The sequence below is a fragment of the Sphingomonas sp. 10B4 genome (assembly GCF_035019905.1).
Taxonomy (GTDB): Bacteria; Pseudomonadota; Alphaproteobacteria; order Sphingomonadales; family Sphingomonadaceae; genus Sphingomonas; species Sphingomonas glacialis.
Genome location: NZ_JASJVC010000032.1, coordinates 23,982 through 43,983, shown reverse-complemented (window position 1 = coordinate 43,983; position 20,002 = coordinate 23,982). Strand labels below are relative to the sequence as shown.

15 protein-coding genes and 1 tRNA gene are annotated in these 20,002 nt (G+C 66.2%); 10 read left to right on the top strand and 6 right to left on the bottom strand.

The window, feature by feature from the left end; all coding sequences use genetic code 11:
* Positions 1-108: 108 nt before the first annotated feature.
* Positions 109-185 (top strand) — tRNA-Met (locus QN347_RS11325).
* Positions 186-445: 260 nt separating this feature from the next.
* The gene (locus QN347_RS11320) at positions 446-595 is read left to right on the top strand and encodes a hypothetical protein (protein ID WP_322161303.1); all 150 of its coding nucleotides are present in this window, start codon (positions 446-448) and stop codon (positions 593-595) included.
* A gap of 427 nt (positions 596-1,022) precedes the next feature.
* Here the strand turns inward: QN347_RS11320 and QN347_RS11315 are convergent, their stop codons facing one another.
* From QN347_RS11315 to QN347_RS11305, 3 genes are read right to left on the bottom strand one after another with little or no spacing between them, the layout of a single operon-like run.
* Positions 1,023-4,088, bottom strand: a complete 3,066-nt coding sequence (locus QN347_RS11315; protein WP_322164137.1) for an efflux RND transporter permease subunit — start codon at positions 4,086-4,088, stop codon at positions 1,023-1,025.
* A complete protein-coding gene (locus QN347_RS11310) occupies positions 4,088-5,119 on the bottom strand; it encodes an efflux RND transporter periplasmic adaptor subunit (RefSeq protein ID WP_322161302.1) in 1,032 nt (343 codons plus the stop codon). The genes QN347_RS11315 and QN347_RS11310 overlap by 1 nt, the downstream gene beginning before the upstream one ends.
* Entirely contained in the window at positions 5,116-6,444 is a 1,329-nt protein-coding gene (locus tag QN347_RS11305) for a TolC family protein (protein WP_322161301.1), read from the bottom strand. Before QN347_RS11305 ends, QN347_RS11310 begins: the two co-directional genes overlap by 4 nt.
* A 186-nt stretch (positions 6,445-6,630) precedes the next feature.
* Between QN347_RS11305 and QN347_RS11300 the strand changes: the two genes are divergently transcribed.
* The 6 genes from QN347_RS11300 (at position 6,631) to QN347_RS11275 (ending at position 11,155) form a co-directional block, all read left to right on the top strand.
* Positions 6,631-7,308: a winged helix-turn-helix domain-containing protein gene (locus QN347_RS11300; protein WP_322161299.1), complete on the top strand. Its 678-nt coding sequence runs from the start codon at positions 6,631-6,633 to the stop codon at positions 7,306-7,308.
* Positions 7,295-8,686, top strand: coding sequence for a sensor histidine kinase (locus QN347_RS11295; RefSeq protein WP_322161298.1), 1,392 nt, complete (start codon positions 7,295-7,297; stop codon positions 8,684-8,686). The genes QN347_RS11300 and QN347_RS11295 overlap by 14 nt, the downstream gene beginning before the upstream one ends.
* A gap of 67 nt (positions 8,687-8,753) precedes the next feature.
* Positions 8,754-9,764 carry a gluconolactonase gene (locus tag QN347_RS11290; RefSeq protein WP_322161296.1) on the top strand — a complete coding sequence of 337 codons (1,011 nt, stop codon included), beginning with the start codon at positions 8,754-8,756 and terminating at the stop codon, positions 9,762-9,764.
* Positions 9,765-9,774: 10 nt separating this feature from the next.
* The gene (locus QN347_RS11285; RefSeq protein WP_322161295.1) at positions 9,775-9,966 is read left to right on the top strand and encodes a hypothetical protein; all 192 of its coding nucleotides are present in this window, start codon (positions 9,775-9,777) and stop codon (positions 9,964-9,966) included.
* Positions 9,967-10,145: 179 nt separating this feature from the next.
* On the top strand, positions 10,146-10,625 hold the full coding sequence (locus tag QN347_RS11280) for a cupin domain-containing protein (RefSeq protein WP_322161293.1): 480 nt from the start codon (positions 10,146-10,148) through the stop codon (positions 10,623-10,625).
* A gap of 8 nt (positions 10,626-10,633) precedes the next feature.
* Entirely contained in the window at positions 10,634-11,155 is a 522-nt protein-coding gene (locus QN347_RS11275; protein ID WP_323494027.1) for a hypothetical protein, read from the top strand.
* A gap of 53 nt (positions 11,156-11,208) precedes the next feature.
* Here the strand turns inward: QN347_RS11275 and cueR are convergent, their stop codons facing one another.
* Both cueR and QN347_RS11265 read right to left on the bottom strand, forming a co-directional pair.
* A complete protein-coding gene (gene cueR / locus QN347_RS11270; protein ID WP_133190876.1) occupies positions 11,209-11,598 on the bottom strand; it encodes a Cu(I)-responsive transcriptional regulator in 390 nt (129 codons plus the stop codon).
* Positions 11,595-13,877, bottom strand: coding sequence for a heavy metal translocating P-type ATPase (locus QN347_RS11265; protein ID WP_322164135.1), 2,283 nt, complete (start codon positions 13,875-13,877; stop codon positions 11,595-11,597). The genes cueR and QN347_RS11265 overlap by 4 nt, the downstream gene beginning before the upstream one ends.
* 386 nt (positions 13,878-14,263) lie before the next feature.
* Between QN347_RS11265 and QN347_RS11260 the strand changes: the two genes are divergently transcribed.
* Together QN347_RS11260 and QN347_RS11255 are read left to right on the top strand one after the other, a co-directional pair.
* Entirely contained in the window at positions 14,264-14,842 is a 579-nt protein-coding gene (locus QN347_RS11260) for a chemotaxis protein CheB (RefSeq protein ID WP_322161289.1), read from the top strand.
* A gap of 127 nt (positions 14,843-14,969) precedes the next feature.
* Positions 14,970-15,179, top strand: a complete 210-nt coding sequence (locus QN347_RS11255) for a hypothetical protein (protein ID WP_322161288.1) — start codon at positions 14,970-14,972, stop codon at positions 15,177-15,179.
* A gap of 48 nt (positions 15,180-15,227) precedes the next feature.
* On the opposite strand, the gene QN347_RS11250 is transcribed toward QN347_RS11255, so the two are convergent.
* A complete protein-coding gene (locus tag QN347_RS11250) occupies positions 15,228-19,619 on the bottom strand; it encodes a chemotaxis protein CheB (RefSeq protein WP_322161286.1) in 4,392 nt (1,463 codons plus the stop codon).
* Between the last annotated feature and the right edge of the window lie 383 nt (positions 19,620-20,002).

Below are 20,002 nucleotides of genomic sequence, written 5' to 3'. Positions count from 1 at the left end.
ACTATCGCTTAAGCGATGGAAGAGTAGGTCGTCGCCAGGCATTGAAGCCGGTGAACACAAAACGTTCGTGTCTCTCATGAGAACCCATTTACAAGTCATCTACCCTGGCGCGGGGTGGAGCAGCCCGGTAGCTCGTCAGGCTCATAACCTGAAGGTCACAGGTTCAAATCCTGTCCCCGCAACCACACACCGACATACCAAACCGTCTCAGGATACCCCGAGGCGGTTTTTTTGTGTCGGCTTTCCGTGGTTTGTCGCCAATTCGTCGCCGCTTGCTGCGCGCGCTATCCGGTGCCTTTTTTGGCCCATAATGTCGAGTTGCATTTGGGGGCATTTCGGGGGGCACGTCATAGCGCATGCCAGTCTCAGGAGCAGCCAATCGTTGCGGCAGGCGGCGGCATAGTTGATGCTGTAGATCACGCAGATTGCGATCGTCCTCTCGACCATGGCAGACGTGATGTTCGGCGGCCCTTATGCTGTGCTCGCCCATGTCGCGCATCAGGCGGTCCAGCAGTCCCATCGGATTACCGCGCGCAAGATGCTCGGCGGCTTCGCCATGGCCGGACCACGCCAAGGCACTGATCATGATTTTTGACTTCTGTCGGCTTCCCTGGTGCGGATCGCCACTCAGGCATGTGGTCGCCGCCGCTCGAGCGGATGCGCGGTGATGCAGCACTATCGGGTGCGGTGTCGGCGATCACCGCTGCGATCGTGGACGCACTGCGCAACCGCGCGGTCGGGTCCGCGCGCCACACCACTTTTCTGCGTCACCCCGCCGGTTGCGATCGGTCCGTTGCGTTTCGTTGCGCCAATCGCGACAAGCATCGACGGCGAAGGCGATTGCTACCGCCCCGATTCTCGCCGTGTTCGGACTAACACTCGAGATTTTCGCGATCGTTGCTGCCGTGTCGGCTGCCGGAATTTCCCGTACCGCGATGGTGGTCCGAGCGCAGCCGCCAGTATTTCGGCGGAAAGCGATGGTCGGTCTGGCATCGCCGACACCTTCTCGTCGGTCCGATCGATCAGGATTCGCGTACGGTGTCGAGGACACGCTCGTCCTTTGGCAACGTAAGCCGTACCAGGACCGGCATCGCGAGCAATACCAAGGGGTATTGCAAGATCAGACCGGCGATGATCGCAATCGCGAGCGGTTGCTGGATCCCCGAGCCCTGACCGATAGCCAGCGCAAGTGGCAGCAGCGTGAAGATCGCCGCGAGCGTCGTCATCGTGATCGGGCGCAGACGGTTGCGGCTCGCCTCGCGCGTCGCCGCCGCGGGCGGCATGGTCCGCGCCAGCTCTTCGAATTCCGAGACGTAGAAGATCGCCATCTCCGTGCCGATGCCGATGATCATCGTCATTCCCATCAGCGCCGTGATGTTGAGATCGACCCCCGCCACCCACAGCGCGGTGAACACAGCGGTGGTCGAAAGCAGCGAACAGCCGATGATGATCACCGGCAACCAGAAGCGGCGATAGAGGATCAGCAGCAAGACCAGCTCTGCCACCAGCGCCGCTCCGAACACTTTGATCAACCCGGCAAAAGCGATCTGTTGCTGCTGATAGAGGCCGCCCAGTTCATACCGCACGCCGGGGCCGAGAACGCTTGGCCGGTCGAGCACCGCCCGCACGTCGCCGACCGCAGCACCGATCCCGCGGCCTTGGATCCGCCCGGTCACCGCGATCATCGGTTCGAGATTTTCGCGGCTGATCTGCGGCTGTCCGGTAACGGCCTCGATCGTGGCGACGCGCGACAGCGCGAAGACGTGTCCGTCGCTCGCGCGGATCGGCAATTGGGCGAGCCCGGCTTCGCTGAGCGTCAGTGCGTTGGGCAAGCGCACCCGCACGTCGACCGCCTTGCTCGGCTGGGCGAGCGTGGTTGCAATGCTCCCGGTCAGCGCGGCGCTCAACTGCGCCTCGATATCGGCGGGAGCGACACCCTCGATCCCGGCGCGGACCGGATCCACATGCACGTCGAGCGCATCGCCCGCGAGCTGCACGCCATCCTTCACCTCGACCACGCCGTCGATCTTGCCGATCAGCGCAGCGACCTTGCGCGCCTCGCCCTGCAGGACCGAAGGGTCGGCGGCATAGAGCTTCACCTCGATCGGCTGCGGCACTGCGGTCAAGTCGCCGATCAGATCCTCGATCAGCTGCGCGACTTCGACCTGGACGCCGGGTACCTCCGCGGTGATCCGCTCCGCCACCGACGCCGCGATTTCCTCGGTCGGGGCGGCATGACCGGGCTTGAGCCGCACGAAATAGTCGCCGTGATAGCTCTGCCCGAGATCGCCGCCGAGCCCGGTGCCGAGCCGGCGCGAAAAGGTCAGCACGGCCGGGTTGGCCTTCAACATCGCGTCGATCTGCCCGACCTGCCGCCCCGTTTCATCGAGCGACGTGCCGGGCGCAGTGTAATAGTCCATCACGAACCCGCCTTCGTCGACCTTGGGCATGAAGCCGCTCGGCACGTTTTCGTAGCTGACATAGCCGATCGCCAGCAGGGGAACCGCGGCGATGGCGAGCAGCCAGGGGCGTGCCGACAGGCGGTCGAGAATGCCGTCGTGGAGCCGCGCCATACGCCCGACTCCGGGGGCGCCGGGGTCATGCCATGCGCTGAAATCGACCAGCCAGCGAACCAGCACCGGCACGACGAACGCGGTCATCGCCCAGGAGATCGCAAGCGCCGCCGCCATCGTCAGCGACAGTGCCTTGGAGAAGGCGCCGGTCACCCCGGTGAGGAACGACAGCGGCACGAACACGATCAGCGTTGCAAGACTCGATCCGGTGAGCGGCGCGAGGAACTCGCGCGCCGCCGGGATCACCGCGGCGTCCCCGGCGGGTCGGCCGTCAGCGCCGATCGCGCCGGCGCGGCGTGCGATATGCTCGACCATCACGATGACGTCGTCGATCAGCAGCCCGACCGCCGCGGCGATCCCGCCAAGCGTCATGATGTTGAAGCTCATCCCCAGCATGCTGAGGACGAGCACCGTTGCCGCAAGCGTCGCGGGCACGACGATGACCGCGACCAGCGTCACCCGCCAGCTGCGCAGAAAGCCCAACAGCACCACCGCTGCGAGCACGAGCCCGATCAGCACTGCGTCGCGCACACTGGCGACCGATTGCGTGACGAGCTCGCTCTGGTCGTACCAGCAGACCAGCTTGACGCCGGGCGGGAGCGCGAGCGTGGCGAGCCTCTGCTGCACGGCCTGCGCGATCCGCACCGCATTGCCATCGGGCTGTTCGTAGATGTTGAACAGCACCGCGGGCGTGCCATCCTCGACGATGCGCTGCCACACCGGGACGGCACCATTCTGCACGGTCGCTACGTCGCGAACGCGGACGACGCCCTGCGGATCGGCAGAGACGATGATTGCACCGATCTGCGCCGCGGTCGTCACGCTGCGATCGGCGATGACGAGCGACAGGCGCCCGCGATCCTGCACCTGTCCGACCGCGCTCAGCACATTGCCGTTGCGGATCGCGGTGGTGAGGTCGGCCATCGACAGAGCGTGATCGGCGAGCCGGTGCGGATCGGCGAGCACTTGCACCTCGGCGGTGTCGCCCCCCTGCACCCCGACGCGCGCGAGCCCTGGGACCGACGAGAGCAACGGCGTGATCTGATATTTTGCGATATCCTGCAGCGCGACCGGATCGGCGGCGGTCGAGACGAGCGCGTAGGAAATGATCGGGAACACCGTCGGGTCCATCCGCCGGACGGTGTATTGGGTGCCGGTCGGAAGCGACGCGATCGTCCGCGCGATCGCCGAATCGACCAGCAGCGTGCTCGCGACCATGTCGCGGCCCCAGCCGAAATCGATCGAGATCTGCGCCGACCCACGGCTGGTCGCGGAACGGACGTCCTGCACACCGGGGATCGCGCGGAGCGCTTCCTCGACCGGGCGGGTGACGGTCAGCGCGGTCTGATCGGCGGGGCGGCTGCCGGCATCGAGATCGACGACGACGCGCGGGAAGGACACCTGCGGAAACAGTCCGATCGGCAGTGACAGCGCCGCCACCAGCCCCGCCACTGCCAGCGCGATGGCGATCAGGACGAAGGCGCGCGATTGCTCGCGCAGCAACCGCTCGAGCATCAGCGCGTCCACCGCACGGCGGCACCGTCGCTGACCTGATAGGCACCATCGACGATCAGGCGACGCCGGGGGTCGATCGCCCCGCTGACGACATCGCCCGCATCAGAGGCGAGCGCCACCGTGACGGGGACGGCGACCGCCTTGCCGCCGCTGACCTGAAAGACGTGCGCCGGCCCGCCCGCGGTGACGACGGAGCGATGCGGCACCACCCAGCCGGCGACCTGCCCAGTGGCGATCGCGACCTGCATAGCTTCGCCCGGCAACAGGCTTCCGACCGGAAACGCAACGTCGACGTCGACCAGCCGGGTCTTGGCATTGAGCGCATTGCTGACCCGTAGCACGCGTCCGGTCAGCGGCGTTCCGCCCGACAGCCGGACGAGCGACGCGGATTGCCCGACCGCGACGCGACCGCGCTCGGCAGGGTCGACGCCGGCGGTCACGATGATACCCGTTCCCTTGGCGACCGTCAGGATCGGGGCGCCCGCTTGCGTCCGGTCACCCTGAGCGACGCTCACGGTGGTGACGACGCCGTCGAACGGGGCGGTCAGCGTCTGTTCGCCGTTCCCCGCGCCATCCGCCTGCAACGCCGCAAGCGCGGTCTGCGCGTCGGACACCGCCTTTTCCGCCTGGACCAACTGATCCTGCGTCGCGAGCTGTTGCGACAGCAGCTGCGCGGTGGTCGTGCGTTGCTTGCGTGCCGCGCTCAGCGCGTCGACCGCTTGGCGGTACAAGCTCCGCGACGCGGGCGCGGTGGCGAAGCTGGCGAGCGGCTGCCCGCGCCGGACCGCCGTGCCGGGGGCGACCATCAGCCGCGTGATCTGGCCCGGCTGCGCTTCGTTGAAGCTACGCGTTCCGTTGAGCGCGGGCGCAACCGTGCCATAGCCGGTGACCGTTTGGGGCAAGGATCCCTGGGTCGGAGCGACTGTGGAGACGAGCGCGCTCGGTACTGCGGTTTGCGCGGAATCGGGGGTGCCCCCCGCGCCGCAGCCCGACAGCGCCAGCGCGATCGACAGACCGAGCGGCACCCTCATCGCGACACCGCCCGGGCGTCGTCGGCGCGCAAATCCACGGTCGGCAGGCCATCGCCGACAAGCGTCTGGATCGCGACCTGTCGGTCGAGCAATCCCAGTTCCAGCGTCATAATCTCCTGTTCCTTGGCAAAGCGGTTGTAGACGAGGTCGACATAGCCCCGCTCGTCGATGTTGGAGGCGCCGAACGCGGCCTGCGCGCGGTCGGCGGCGGACCGCGCCGCGGGTAGGTCGCGGCGCGCGACCGCGAGCTGCGCGGACAGTTGCTCCATCTCACGCAGCAACGCACCGACCGTGCCGACCGCCGTCGCAAGGCGCGCAGCATAGTCGGCCTGGAGCTGCGCACGAGTCGCGCGCGTGATCGCGACATTGCCCTGGTTGCGGTCGAAGATCGGCAGGCCGATCGCGACATTGGGGCCACTGTTGATGACCTTCGAGCTGTCGCTGCTGACGCTGCCGCCGAGAACGACGTCGGGGAATTGCGCGGCGATGGCCTGGCGCAGCTGCTCGTCGGCGGCGGCATAGCCCATCCGCAGCGCAATCAGATCGGGGCGGCGGTCGGGCAACGTCGCGAGCTCGGCGCGGATCGCGACGGGGTCGAACCGCGGCAGATCGATCTGCGTCGCGAGCGGGACGACGACGTCCGGCGCGAGCCCGAGCAACGCGTCGAGCTGATGCATCAACGCCAATTGCCGCTGATCGAGCGCATCGAGCGCGGTCCGCGCGGCCTGCAGCGCGACCCGGTCGGGCGCGACCGTCACCAGCGTGACGTTGCGCGCGGCCAGTGCCTGTTCGAGCTTGGCGTTGCGCGCGGCCAGCAACCGATAGGCCGCGACATAGCTTTGCCGACTGGCTGCGCCGAGGATCAGGTCGCCTGCGACTTGCCGCGCCTGCCCCGCGACTTGCCATTCCTGCCAGACGATATCCGCGGCGACCTGGCGTTCGCTGTCGACAGCGGCGCGGCGGCGCGTGCGGTAGGTGAGCAGCGCCTTGATGTCCTGGCTGAGGCCGATGTTCCACGCGGGCACCGCCCCGCCACCCGACAGCAGCGGGAGGAAGGCGCCGGTCAGCGACGGATTGGGCAGGACACCGGCCTGCCGCGTCTGGCCCGCGGCAATTGCGCGCCGCAGCCGTGCCGCCTTGAGGTCGGGGTTGTTGGCGAGGGCGAGGTCGACCACCTGCGCAACCGACAGCGGTTCTGTCGCGACGATCGTTTCCGCCCGCGCCAACGATCGCACGTCGGCCGCCAGCGGTGGCGCGGTCGCCAGCGGGAGCGGGGTGTAGCGCGCGCACCCGGTCACGCCGCTCAGTGCGGCGAGCGCAGCCATGGCGCGGCGCGGAAGGGTACGTCTCAACGCGGTCAACTCCGGAAGCCGAGCCACGGAAAGAACGCGCGGCCGTCGTGTGATATGGCATAGGCGAATGATGATCCGGATGTTGTTTATTCCCAACTTGCGCGCGACGCGGGACGTCCGGCTAGGCGATCGTGCTACGCAGCTGGTGGAGGTGATGCGGTGAACCTGCTGCTGCTCGAGGATGACGAAGCGACCCGCACCCATCTGGAGCGCACGTTGGTAGCGGCAGGGCATGTCGTCGACGCTTGCAGCAACGGGAGCGACGCGATCGTCCTCGGGTCCACCAACGATTATGCTGTCCTCATCCTCGATCGCATGGTGCCCGGAGTCGATGGGCTTGGCGTGCTCAAGGCGCTTCGCGCGGCCGGTGTTCGCGCCCCCGCGATCTTCCTCACCGCGATCGACGGAGTCCATGACCGTGTCGAGGGGCTCGACGCGGGCGCCGACGATTATCTGGTCAAGCCATTCGCCGCGATCGAGTTTCTCGCGCGGGTCAACGCCTTGTTGCGCCGCCAGCCGGCTCGAGATGTGGCGACCGTGCTGCGCGTCGCCGATCTCGAAATCGATTTGATCAAGCGCAGCGTGCGGCGTGGCGGCCGGGCGATCCCGTTGCAGGCGCAGGAGTTCAAGCTGCTCGAATATCTTATGCGCCACGCAGGCGAGATCGTCACAAGGACGATGCTGCTCGAAAACGTGTGGTCGTTCCATTTCGACCCGCAGACCAATATCATCGAAAGCCATATGAGTCGCTTGCGCTCGAAGGTCGATCGCGGCTTCGTTCAGGAACTGATCCATACGGTGCGCGGCGCGGGCTATCGGTGCGATGGCCTGGCTTAGCGGTTTCCGGAGCGGCGCGTTCCGCTTTGCCTGCCTGCTCGCGCTTGCCTTCGCGGCAGGCTCCGCGCTCGTCTTGGTCGTCGTCGAGCGGTCCATCGCGCATTATGCGGTCGATGCCACCGAAGGCGGCTTGACCAGCGAGGCCGCGATCCTTGCGGGTGAGGACCGGGAGGAGGGGCGAGCAAGCCTGATCGGGGCGATCGCCCGGCATCGGCGCGCCAGCGGCGCGGAAGCGTTCCGATACCAGGTGATCGACCGCGCCGGACGCCTGCTGGTCGACGATATCGGCACGCCGACGGTCAGGCTCGGCTGGGGGCAGGTCGCGGTGCACGACGACCCGCAGGACCCCGCCGCCGAAACCTTGCGGAGCCTCGGGGTTGCTCTCCCCAACGGCGGGACGCTGGTCGTCGCCACCGACACTTACGACATCCAGGAATTGCGGCGTGCGCTCGACCGGTTCCTGGTCGTCGCGGGAGCGGTCATCACCGTGCTTGCATTGGTCGGTGGCTATCTCATCGGCGCGCTGTTCATGCGCCGGCTCGACCGCGTGAACGCTGCGATCGCGCGGGTGATGGCGGGCAATACGGCCGAACGTCTGCCGCCGATCGGTATCAGCCGCGAATTCGACCAGCTCTCGGCGAACCTCAACGCGATGCTCGACCGGATCGGCGCGCTGATGGACGGCCTGCGCCAAGTCACCACCGACATCGCCCACGATCTGCGCACTCCGCTCGGGCGGCTTCGCCAGCAGCTCGAGCAAACGCGCGATGCGCGTGACCCGGAGCGGTTCGACGCCAGCATCGACACCGCCATCGCGCAGACCGACGAGATTCTCGCGATCTTCCGGGCGTTGTTGCGGATCGGGACGCTCGAGGGGGGCGACGGGCGCCAATATTTCGCTCCGCTCGATTTGAGCGAACTGGTCGGGCGAGTGATCGCCGCGTATCAACCCGTTGCCGAGGACGATGGGAAAACCTTGATCGCGGCGCATGCCGACGGTCTGCTAATCGAGGGCGATGCCGAATTGCTGGCGCAGATGATGACCAATCTGGTCGACAATGCGATCCGCCATACGCCGGCCGGAAGCACCATCGTCAGCCGGCTAGAGCGGATCGACGGCGCGATTGTCGCGAGCGTCAGCGACGACGGACCTGGCATTCCGCCGCATGAACGCGACGCCGTGCTGACTCGCTTCTACCGCCTCGACCGCAGCCGAAACTTGCCGGGCGCAGGGCTCGGCATGGCGCTGGCCGCGGCGATCGCGGCGCTCCATCGCGTCCGTCTCGAACTGCTCGACAATCGCCCCGGCTTGCGGGTTCGCCTGACCTTCGCGCAGCCCACACGCGTGGTCGAGACCGGGGTCGCAGCGCTGGATTAGCGATCCCTAACGTGACCGCGGTGGGGCGCCGGGGCAAAAGGCAGCCCTCATCTTCGTGGAGACCGCCATGCGCCGCCCTTCGCTTCTCGTCCTGCTCGCTGCAGCTGCAGCCACGCCGTCCGGTCTCGCGGCGACGCCCGCGCCGATCTATGCCGTCACCCAATCGATCGCTGGGCCCGACGGATCGTGGGACTATGCCCGCACCGACGACGACGGCATTTTCGTGTATGTCGCGCGCAGCAACGCGGTCACGGTGCTGGAAGTGGCGACCGGCAAGGTCACCTCGCTCGGCAGCGTGCAGCGCGGTCATGCAGTCGTGCCGTTGTCCGGCGGCAGGCTGCTGGTGACGAGCGGGACCGATGGCACCGTGCGGTTGTACGATCTGCGGTCGGGTGCCGAAACCGCGAGCATCGCCGTCGGCAAGAAGCCCGACGCTGCCATTCTCGATCCGCAAAAGACCCATGCCTATGTCATGAATGCCGATAGCGGCACCGTGTCGGTGATCGACCTCGCCACCAGCAAGGTGACTCGCACGATCCCGGCCAAGCCCGCGCTCGAATATGCCGCGTTCGGCGCGGACGGGACGCTGTTCGTCAACAACGAGGAGGCGGACCAGATCGAAACGGTCGACGTCGCGCGCGGAGTCGCCGGCAAGGCGATCGCGCTGCCGGGCTGCAAGGCACCGACCGGGCTCGGTTATGACAGCGCGCACGACCGCCTGATCGCGTCGTGCGCCAACGGCAAGGCCGCCATCGTCGACGCCCGTCGACGGCAGCTGAGCGCACTCGTCGATATCGGCGCGGGGCCCGACGCCGTGATTATGGACGAGGCGCGCGGGCTCGCGTTTATCCCGTGCGGGAAAGACGGGGTGCTCGACATCCTCTCGTTGAAAGGTGTCCGTGTGGAAGCCGTGGGCGTCGTGACGACCGAAGTCGGCGCGCGCACCGGCGCGCTCGATCCCAAAACGGGGGCGCTGTATCTGCCAACCGCGAAGTTCGGCGCGGCTGCGGCGGGGGGCGGACGTCCCGCGATGGTGCCGGGGTCCTTTCACATTCTGGTGGTCAAACCTGCGCGTTGAAGGTGCGGTTTTGCGATCGTCGGAACTTTGTTCAACGATCGTCGGCACAGCCACGCGCGCGGCAAAAACCGCGCGCGCCGAGGAAAAGGCGGCCTCCCATCTCATCAACGTCCAGTCCGCCGAGGACATCGTCAAATATCCCACGACGCAACGCGAATTCTACGACCAAAGCTACGAGGCGGGTGTTCGGTCCAAGTTCTGACGATCTCGCGCGTTTCTCCGATGGTTATGCATACCGGCGGCGCAGCGTCCTCTGGCGTGCGTAGTTTCCGATGCTGTTCCGTCGCAGCGGCCTGCCAGATAGCGCCATCGCGACACGGCGTGCGCTTCAGAATGGGTGAAGCAGTCCCTGCCCGGTCGACGCTTTCGAGGAGACGAATGATGGCCGGCACCGACTCACGCATCAAAGACGTCGGGCCACAGCCGCAGTCGTTCGACCTCGAAAGCGCGACCAAGGACAATGCCGAGTATCGGTCCGTCGCGTGGAGCGGCCGCTATCTGCAGGTGACGTTGATGTCGATCCCGGTCGGTGGCGATGTCGGTCTCGAGGCGCATCCCGACACCGATCAGTTCCTGCGCCTCGATGCCGGCCATGGGCGCGTGCAGATGGGTGCTGCCAAGGACGCGCTGACTTTCGAGAAAGACGTTTCGGACGGCTGGTGTGTGCTCGTTCCGGCGGGGACGTGGCACAACATCACCAACACCGGCACGACGCCGATGCAACTCTATACCGTCTATGCCCCCGCGCATCACAGGCCAGATACCGTGCAGGCGACGGCAGCGGCGGCCAAGGCCGACCAGGGCGACGAACCTGCCGCCTGGTCGGTGCAACCAAAGCCTGCAGCCGACACGCACGGTTGACGGGGGAGATGCGCAAGGTTCGGATCGACATGGCCGGGCAGCGCTATGCGCGGCTCCTGGGCGTGGATTTTTCGCACACCGATCGGCACGGCCATTGCCATTGGCTGTTCGCCTGTGATTGCGGCGCCATGATCGTGGCGCATGGCGGCAACGTACGGGCAGGAAGCACCACGAGCTGTGGCTGCAGACACCGCGAGATCAGCGCCGCACGGCTGCGCACGCATGGCGAGCGCGCTGACAAACGGCATGCGCCGACCTACCGCGCTTGGCAGGCGATGAAGAGCCTGTGCGACAATCCAAAGGTCAGCGGCTATCCGCAATGCGGCGGCCGAGGGATTGCGGTGGCTGCGCGGTGGAGAGACGATTTTCCAGCATTCCTGGCGGATATGGGCGAACGCCCGCTCGGAATGACGCTCAGGCGCGACGATGCCCAACGCGACTTCGGCCCGAACGCCTGTCATTGGGCGGTGGTGCCGACGCGCGCTGAGCGGGCTGCGCGCTCGTGGAGCCATCGCCACGCCGAGGTGTAAGGCGGATCATCGGCGCGCGCCGGGGCATCGCACGGGCTGAGGTCGTGGCGACCCTATGCGGTATCGAGGGCGGCGATGATGGGGCAATCCGGCCGCCCGTCACCATGGCATCGTTCGGCGAGATCAAGCAGCGTATTTCGCATCGCCTCCAGTGCAAGAGCCTTGCGGTGAAGATCGTCGGCGCGCGCTAAAGCGAGGCGCTTGACGTCGATGCTCTGGCGGTCGCGATCGTTCCACAGTCCCAGCAGCGAGCGGATGTCCTCGATCGGGAAGCCCAGATCGCGCGCGTTCGCGATGAAGCGGAGGCGGTGCACGTCGGCATCGGCATAATCGCGATACCCGCTGTCGCGGCGGAGAGGCGCCGGGATCAAGCCGATCGTCTCATAATGGCGGATCATCCGCTGCGAGACGCCGCTCGCCTGCGATGCGGGCCCGATTTTCACAGCTTGGCCCGGTTCAATCGCAAGGCATTGGTCACGACGGTGAAGCTCGACAGCGCCATTGCCGCGCCCGCGATCATCGGTGACAGCAGCAAACCCGTGACCGGATAGAGCACGCCGGCTGCTATCGGGACTCCGATGCCGTTGAACACGAACGAGAAGAACAGGTTCTGGCGGATGTTGCGCATCGTCGCGCGGGCCAGACGGCGCGCGCGCACCATCGCCGCCAGATCGCCCTTGGTCAGCGTCATGCCGGCGCTCTCGATCGCGACGTCGGTGCCGGTGCCCATTGCCACACCCACGTCTGCCGCGGCGAGCGCGGGCGCGTCGTTGATGCCGTCGCCCGCCATCGCGACCTTGGCACCCTTTGCCTGGAGCTCGCCGATGATCCGCGCCTTGTCTTCGGGTTTGAGCCCGGCATGGACCTCGTCGATCCCGCCGATTGCCGTGGAAACGGCTTGCGCGGTTGCCTCGGCATCGCCGGTGAGCATGACGATCCGCAACCCTTCCGCCTTGAGGGCGGCAATGGCGTCGCGCGCGGAGTCCCGAATGGGATCGGCGACCGCGATCAATCCGGCCGGCTTGCCCGCGATTGCGACGAGCATCACCCCCGCGCCGTCACGGCGATAGCGTTCCGCTGCCTCCGCGAGGGACCCCGCATCGACTCCGATCCGGTGCATCTGCGCCGCATTGCCCACCACGACCGCCTTGCCATCGACATGACCGCTGACACCCAATCCGGTCTGCGATGCAAACTGCGCAAGCGACCCGAGCTTCAGTTTTGCGTCCTGCGCGGCGCGCAGGATGGCAGCGGCCAGCGGGTGCTCCGACTGGCCCTCCACGGCCGCCGCCGCCGCGAGCACCGTATCGCGATCGAAGCCGTCACCAGGCTCGATCGCGGTCACCTTCGGGCGGCCCTCGGTCAGCGTGCCGGTCTTGTCGATCACCAGCGTGTCGACGACGGCCATCATCTGAAGCGCCTCGGCATCCTTGATCAGCACGCCGCCGCGCGCACCACGCCCGGTGCCGACCATGATCGACATCGGCGTCGCGAGCCCTAACGCACACGGGCAGGCGATGATCAGCACCGCGATGGCGTTGAGCAACGCGTGACCGAAGCGCGGCTCCGGCCCCACCATATTCCACACGACGAAGGTAAGGATCGCGATCCCCACCACCAGCGGCACGAACCAGCCCGACACACGGTCGGCGATCGCCTGGATGGGGGCGCGGCTGCGCTGCGCCTCGGCGACCATCTTGACGATCCGCGCCAAGACCGTGTCGGCGCCGACGGCACGCGCCTCGATCGCCAGCGAGCCGGTGCCGTTGATCGTCCCGCCGGTGACGGAAGACCCCTTCTGCTTGAGCACCGCTGCCGGTTCGCCGGTCAGCATCGCTTCGTCGACCGACGACCGGCCATCGACCACGATGCCATCAACCGGTACTGCCTCGCCGGGCCGCACCCGCAGCGTATCGCCGGTGGCGACGTCGGAGAGGGGGATTTCTTCCTCGCTGCCATCCTCGCGCAGCCGCCGCGCTGTCTTCGGCGCGAGATCCATCAACGCGCGGATGGCTCGACCCGTCGCCGCGCGCGCGCGCAGTTCGAGGACCTGCCCGAGCAGCACTAGCGTCACCACGACGCCAGCCGCCTCGTAATAGACCGGAGTGACCCCGTGCATGCGGAACGAGGGCGGGAACACGCCGGGCGCGATCGTCGCGACGAGACTATAGCTGAATGCCGCGCCGACGCCGAGCGAGACCAACGTAAACATGTTGAGGTGTCGCGTGCGGATCGACGTCCATCCGCGCTGAAAGAACGGCGCACCCGCCCACAGGACGATCGGTGCGGTGAGCGCGAGCTGGATCCACGGCGAATATGTCGGCGGCACGAGCGTGATGCCGAGCATCTCGGCCACCATCGAAATCGCGAGCAACGGAACGCTCAATGCCCCGGCTATCCAGGCTCGTCGGGTAAAATCGGTGAGTTCAGGGTTTGGCCCTGTATCGAGCGTCGGATCTTCGGGCTCGAGCGCCATGCCGCAGAGTGGGCACGTTCCCGGACCGTCGTTCCGGATCTGGGGATGCATGGGGCATGTCCATACTCCACCGGGGCCCGCTTTGGGCGCGGGTACGGGTTTGCCGGCGCGGTAGGTCTCGGGGGCTGCGATAAATTTGCTCCGGCAGCGCGCACTGCAAAAGGAATAGCGGTGGCCTTCATGGTCGGCGTGATGTGCGGTCTTTGTCGCGTCCACGGTCATGCCGCAGACGGGATCGGTGACCATCCCGTCCGCTCGAGGACTGTCGGCATCGCGGCCGTGCACGGGAACGTCGCTGGTCATCTGGGTCTCCATGCGAACCCAGATAGGGTCTGACACCGTGTCAGGGTCAAGCCCGGAGCCGGTCTGGTTCATGACGCACAACGCGCCGGCCATCACTTCGGCCCTGTGAACGCGGCAGCGTGCGTTGGCGCCGGGGCGACCGCTGCGCCGCCGCCGTCACGATGCTCGAGCGGAGCGGCGACTCCGAGCGATGCCGACCGAATGCCGGCACCGCACCAGAAAGCGTACGGGGTTCCGCGCAGAAATGCCTATGGTCGATCACCGCCGCCCGTCGCGCGTGCCGACGCAGGACGTAGCTTGGCGCATTCATGCAAAGGAGCATTCGTTCAATGACAGATCGGGATATACCGATCATCTGCGTCGGCGGATCGGCGGGTGGCCTTGATGCGTACAAGCGCTTGCTCGACAATTTACCGAGTGATCTCGGGGCGGCGATCGTGATCGTGAACCATTTGCGAACCGTCTCGACCCTGCTCCACGAAATCCTCCCGCGGCATACCGCGATGCCGGTCGAGCTCATTACCGAAGGGCTCGATATCCGACCGAACCACGTCTTCATCATCCCCGCGCAACGCGACCTGCACGTGCTGGACGGGGCATTTCGCCTCGCAGCGATCTCCAAACCGCGGGGATGGCCGGATGTCATCACCGTCTTCCTGCAATCGCTGACGCAATATTGGCATGGTCGGCTCATCGCGGTGATCGTGTCGGGCTATGACGGCGACGGTGCGGACGCGCTGTGCGGGATTCGCGCGTGCGGCGGGGTCACGATCGCCCAATTGCCGGCATCGGCGATTCAGGCGGACATGCCCGACAGCGCCATTGCCAGTGGCTGTGTCGATTTTATCCTAGGTCCCGAAGATATCGCCGCTAAAATTGCAGAAATCCTCGGATCGGATAGCGAGTAGGCGTCCGTCGGCTCGCGATGGTTGTTCCGTGCGTAGTTTCCGATCCTTGGGCGGCCCTGTTCGTCACCATAGCGTCTGGCCCGAGGACCGCTCCACTCCGCCGCGGTCGGCCAGAAAGACCAGCGCCATGTCGATCGAAACCAGAGCGTTTTTGCGCGACCGGGCACGCACCGAAGACCTGATCGCGGCGGCAACCGACTGTGGCCCCGCCGCATGGTCGCACGCCCATCTCGCGCGCCTCTACCGTGCGCGGTGTATCGACACGGTGGAAGAGGCCGCGGCGTGCTGCGATTGCGATATGCAGGCGGACTGCCGGACACTGATATCGGCCGGATAGCGCGGTGCAGCGGCGCTATGCTCCGCTCGACCGCTGCAACGCCCTGCCTCAGACCGCCGCACTTTCGGTCGGGGGCAGAGCCGAACGCGGCCGTGCCGCATTCCCGTCGGCGGCGGCTTGCGCGATCCGCGCGAGTTCGGGAAGCGACTTGGCTTGCATCTTGTGCATGACCGCAGCGCGATGGTTTTCCACGGTGCGCTGGCTAATCCCGAGATCGGCGGCGATGTTCTTGTTGGGATGGCCCGCCAAAACCAGGTCCATGACTTCACGCTGGCGGTCGGTCAATTCGCCGACATGCGCCGCCGCTTTCTGGTGCGCGTCATCCCGCAGCCGAAAGTCGTGTGACTGATCGATTGCACGCGCGACGCTCGCAAGCAATTCGACCCGGCCGACCGGCTTTTCGATGAAGTCGCAGGCGCCGCTTCGCATTGCTTTGACCGCAAGTCCGATATCGCCGCTGCCCGTGATCAAGATCGCGGGGAGATGGTTTGCGCGGGCGCGCAGTTGCTCGATCAGCGCCACGCCGCTCATCCCCGGCAGGTGCGCGTCGACCAGCAGGCACCCGTCATTGCCCGGCGCATAGGCTGCAAGAAACGCCTCTGCATTTGGGAAATCCTGGACACTGCGTCCATCGCCCTCCAGCACATCGCGGATCGTCGCCAGAATGTACGGGTCGTCGTCGACGACATAGGTGATCGATGGGCCCGCAATCGCAACAGCTCCGGCCGGGTGCAACGCCGACGGCAGTGCCCGGGCCAACAGGAGTTCGATCGCCGCGAGCAGGTCGCGCGCCTTCACCGGCTTGCTCAGTTGTACGCAGTCTTCTGCCGCGATCCGCGCCAGCGCCGCGCTCGATATGTCTCCGGTGAGGACGATCGCCGGGAGCCCGTGCGGCAGGGTCGCGCGAAGGCTGCGCAGGAGATCGAGGCCGTCCCGGCCGCCGGGCAGGTTATAGTCGGTCAACAGCAGTTCCGGCTTGATCGCGCTGCCCGCAACCAGCTTGATCGCGGATGCTGCATCGGCCGCGGTCTTGACGATATGCCCCTCGCGCTTGAGGAGTTGCTCCAGCAATTCGACGACATCCGGGTCGTCGTCGACGACGACGATCTTGCAGGTGCGCCGGTGCCCCTCCGGGGCCGCATCGGGTTCGGGTGGTTTGGCGACGGCGCTTGGCGGATCGGCGGCCGGGCAGGGAAGCGTGATCGTGAAGACCGAGCCCGCGTTCGGGCGCGAGCGAACGTCGATGGCATGTCCGAGCAAATGGCCGAGGCGTTTTACGATCGACAGGCCAAGACCCAGACCGAGGCTGCGTTCGCGCGCGGCGTTGTCGATCTGGTGGAATTCCTCGAAAATCGCGTGCAACTGGTCGGCGGCGATCCCGATCCCGGTATCCCAAACTTCGATTCGAAGCGTGTCGCCGCGCCGTCGACAGCCGAGCAGGATCTTGCCCTGCTTGGTATATTTGATCGCGTTCCCCAGCAGGTTGCGAAGCATCTGCGTGAGCAGCGTGGCGTCGCTGTGAACCAACGCCGCACTGGGCAGGATGTGCAGCGACAAGTTACGGGCCTGTGCGAGATAACCGAACTCGTCGCGCAGCAGATCGAGCACGTCGGAGATCGGAAAGACCACCGGCATCGCCTCCACCACGCCGGCTTCGATCTGGTTTATGTCGAGCAATGCGTTGAGCATGCCGGACATTGCGGCCAGCGTCTGGCCTTGGCGGGAGACGAGTTTTCTGGGCTTCTCGCCCTCGACGGTCTGGCTCAGCAGTTCCTGCAGCAGCGTCAGTGACTGGAGCGGCTGGCGCAGATCATGGCTTGCTGCCGCGAGGAAACGCGACTTTGCAAGATTGGCGCGGTCCGCCTCGATCTTGGCGGCCTCGAGCGCCTTGGCGGTCATCTTCCGGTCGGTGGTGTCGGCGAACGTGATGACGACGCCTTCGACGGCATCGTCATGCGTGCGATAGGGAAATACTCGGCGCAGAAACCACGTATCGTTCGGCGCGCTGATCTCGCGGTCGATCAAGCCGTGATCCGCCAGCACCTTGCGCGCATCCCCCAGCAGGTCGGGATCGGTCGCGATCGAGCGCAGGTCGGTGATCGGTCGTCCGATGTCGCTGGCGATGATGTTGAAGACCGACTTGATCGCGGGCGTATAGAATCGGATCTTCAAGTCGATGTCGAGAAAGAGCGTCGCGACATTCGTGCTGTAGAGCACGTTCTGCAGATCGTCCGAGGTCAGGCGCTGTCGTTCCAGCGTTTCCTGCAATTGGCTGTTGAGCGCGGTCAGTTCCTCGTTGAGCGACTGCAGCTCTTCCTTGGACGTCAGCAATTCCTCGTTGGTCGACTGGAACTCCTCGTTGACCGAGAGCGCTTCCTCGTTGATCGTCTTCTGTTCCTGGCTCGACGTCTCCTGGTTCAGGATCGACGTCTGCAATTCCGCCTGGGTTGCCTCCAGTTCCTGCTCGAGCTCGGTGACGCGCGCTGCGTCACCGCGATTGGGGGATGCCGTCGCACCCGCGCTCTCGCCCGGTTCCTCGACGAAGCAGACGAGCAGCATGTCGTCCTGCCCGTCGACCACCGCCATGACATCGATCCGAAACCAGATGGCGATGCCGTCCTGCATCACGCGCGTCCGGCCGCCATCGACGCGCGGCGTTGCCTCGCTGACCTTGTCGATCGCGAGCCGCAACTTGGTGCGGAGCGTCGGGGACGCCATCGCAAGCAAGTCGAGCGTGGCATAGCCCGGCGGGATCCGCAGATAGCGATCGGTCGGCCCGATCGAATAGAGACACTGCCGCTTGCGATTGATCAGGATGGCGGCGGGCGCGTGGGTTGCGATGACGGCCCGGCGGCAAATGTCCGCCAGCGTGGCCTGGCGCTGCGACGAGGCGGACCGGCCCGTCGTCCCCGGCATCGGCAGCGCGTCGCCGAAGCTGACGGGAAAGCCCGCGGTGCCGGTCCGGCCGTGCGCGACGTGCCGGTAGATGCGTTCCGACTTGGCGATCACTTCGAACCGGTCTCCGGCGCTGCCCACCGTCTCGGACGATCCGAGCAGCAGGATGCCGCCTTCGCGGAGCGCGAAATGGAACAGCGATATGACCTTGGCCTGCGCCTCGGGGTTCAGATAGATCAGCAGGTTACGGCAGGAGACGAGATCGATCTTCGAAAAGGGCGGGTCCGACAGTACGTCCTGGACGGTGAAGACGACAGTGTCCCGCAGCGCGGTCGCCACCCGGTAGCCGGCCTCGTCCCGAACAAAAAAGCGCGTGAGCAGGTCCGCGGGGACCGTGTTCTCGATATCGAACGGATACAGCCCCTCGCGTGCGGTCGCGATCGCGTCCGGGTCCACGTCGGAGGCGAAGAGCTTGAGTTTGATGTCGCGTCCCGACGCCTTGATCGCGTCGCGGCAGAGCATCGCGATCGAATAGGCCTCTTCACCGGTGCTGCATCCCGCGACCCAGATCCTGAGCGGTGTTTGCTCGGGGAGGAGCCGGACGAGGTCGGGAAGGATCGTCTGCGCCAGCGCATCGAAGATCGCCGGATCCCGGAAGAAGCGCGTCACGTTGATCAGCAGGTCCTTGGCGAGCAGGTCGCGCTCGGCCGGCTCTGTGCGCAGCAGATCGAGATAGCCGGCAAGATTGCCGGGCGCGAGCGTGCGTAGCACGATCCGCCGCTCGATCCGCCGTTCCAGCGTCCCCGACTTGTATTGGCGGAAGTCGTGCGCCGTGTTGTCGTTGAGGAAGGCGATGATCGCGTTCAGGTCGGTCGATGCGGGCGGGGCGGGCATGCTCGACGGGGCGGGCACGCTCGGTGCGGCGGCGGACTGCGCGATCGCGACTTTGCGGTCCGCCAGGGCCTGGGGGATGTCTTCCAGCGCAAGGGTCTGATCGACGAGCCCCGTTTCGATCGCGCTCCGCGGCATACCGTCATAATCGGCCTGTTCGGGCTGTTGCGCGATCGCATAGCCGCCTGCGGCTTTCAGCGCGGCAAGCCCGCCACTGCCGTCTGCGCCGGTTCCCGACAGGATTACGGCAATCGTCCGGTCACCGCATTCCTCCGCCAGCGACGCCAGCAAAAAGTCGAACGGCAGGCGCGCGCCATGGTGCGCCTGTTGCGGGGAAAGGGCCAGCGCGCCGTCTTCGACCGAAAGATATCGGCCGGGGGGAATGACGTAGATATGGTCGCGGCGGATCACGCAGCCATCGACCGCTTCGCCGATGTCCATCGTGGTATGATCGGCCAACAGGTCGACCATCATGCTCTTGTGCGTCGGATCGAGATGCTGAACGACGATGAACGCCATGCCCGTGGTGGGTGAGATCGCGTCGAGCAGTCCGGATGCAGCCTTAAGTCCCCCCGACGAAGCGCCTATCGCGACGATCGGGACCGACTCCGCAAGCCGCGGCCCAGCGACTTTGGGGGTAGCCTTTTGCGGCATCGGCGACGCCGGATGGGGCAGAGGCTGGTCGCTTGCCCCCACCGATGGTGTTTTATTTACGGTCATGAAATAGACGTAGCACTGTCTGGTCCCATCCATCCTACGCATAGTTACGCTGAAAAATAAATCGCCGGTGCGCACTATGAGCTTGAGTATTTTCCGAGACTGACTGCGCGCATTTTTCTGAGGCAGTACCGCGGACGACCCTGATGACAACGCCGTTCACGATCGTGCCCGGGTTCATGTCTATCGCCGACGGGGTGGCCTGGAGGCTAGACAGTGTACCCGAACCCGAACAGCTTGCCCAAGATCGTGCGCGCGCAGCCACCGACGGTGCACCACGGTGTGCCCCGGCGTGGACGTCGCGCGGATGAGGCAAGGCG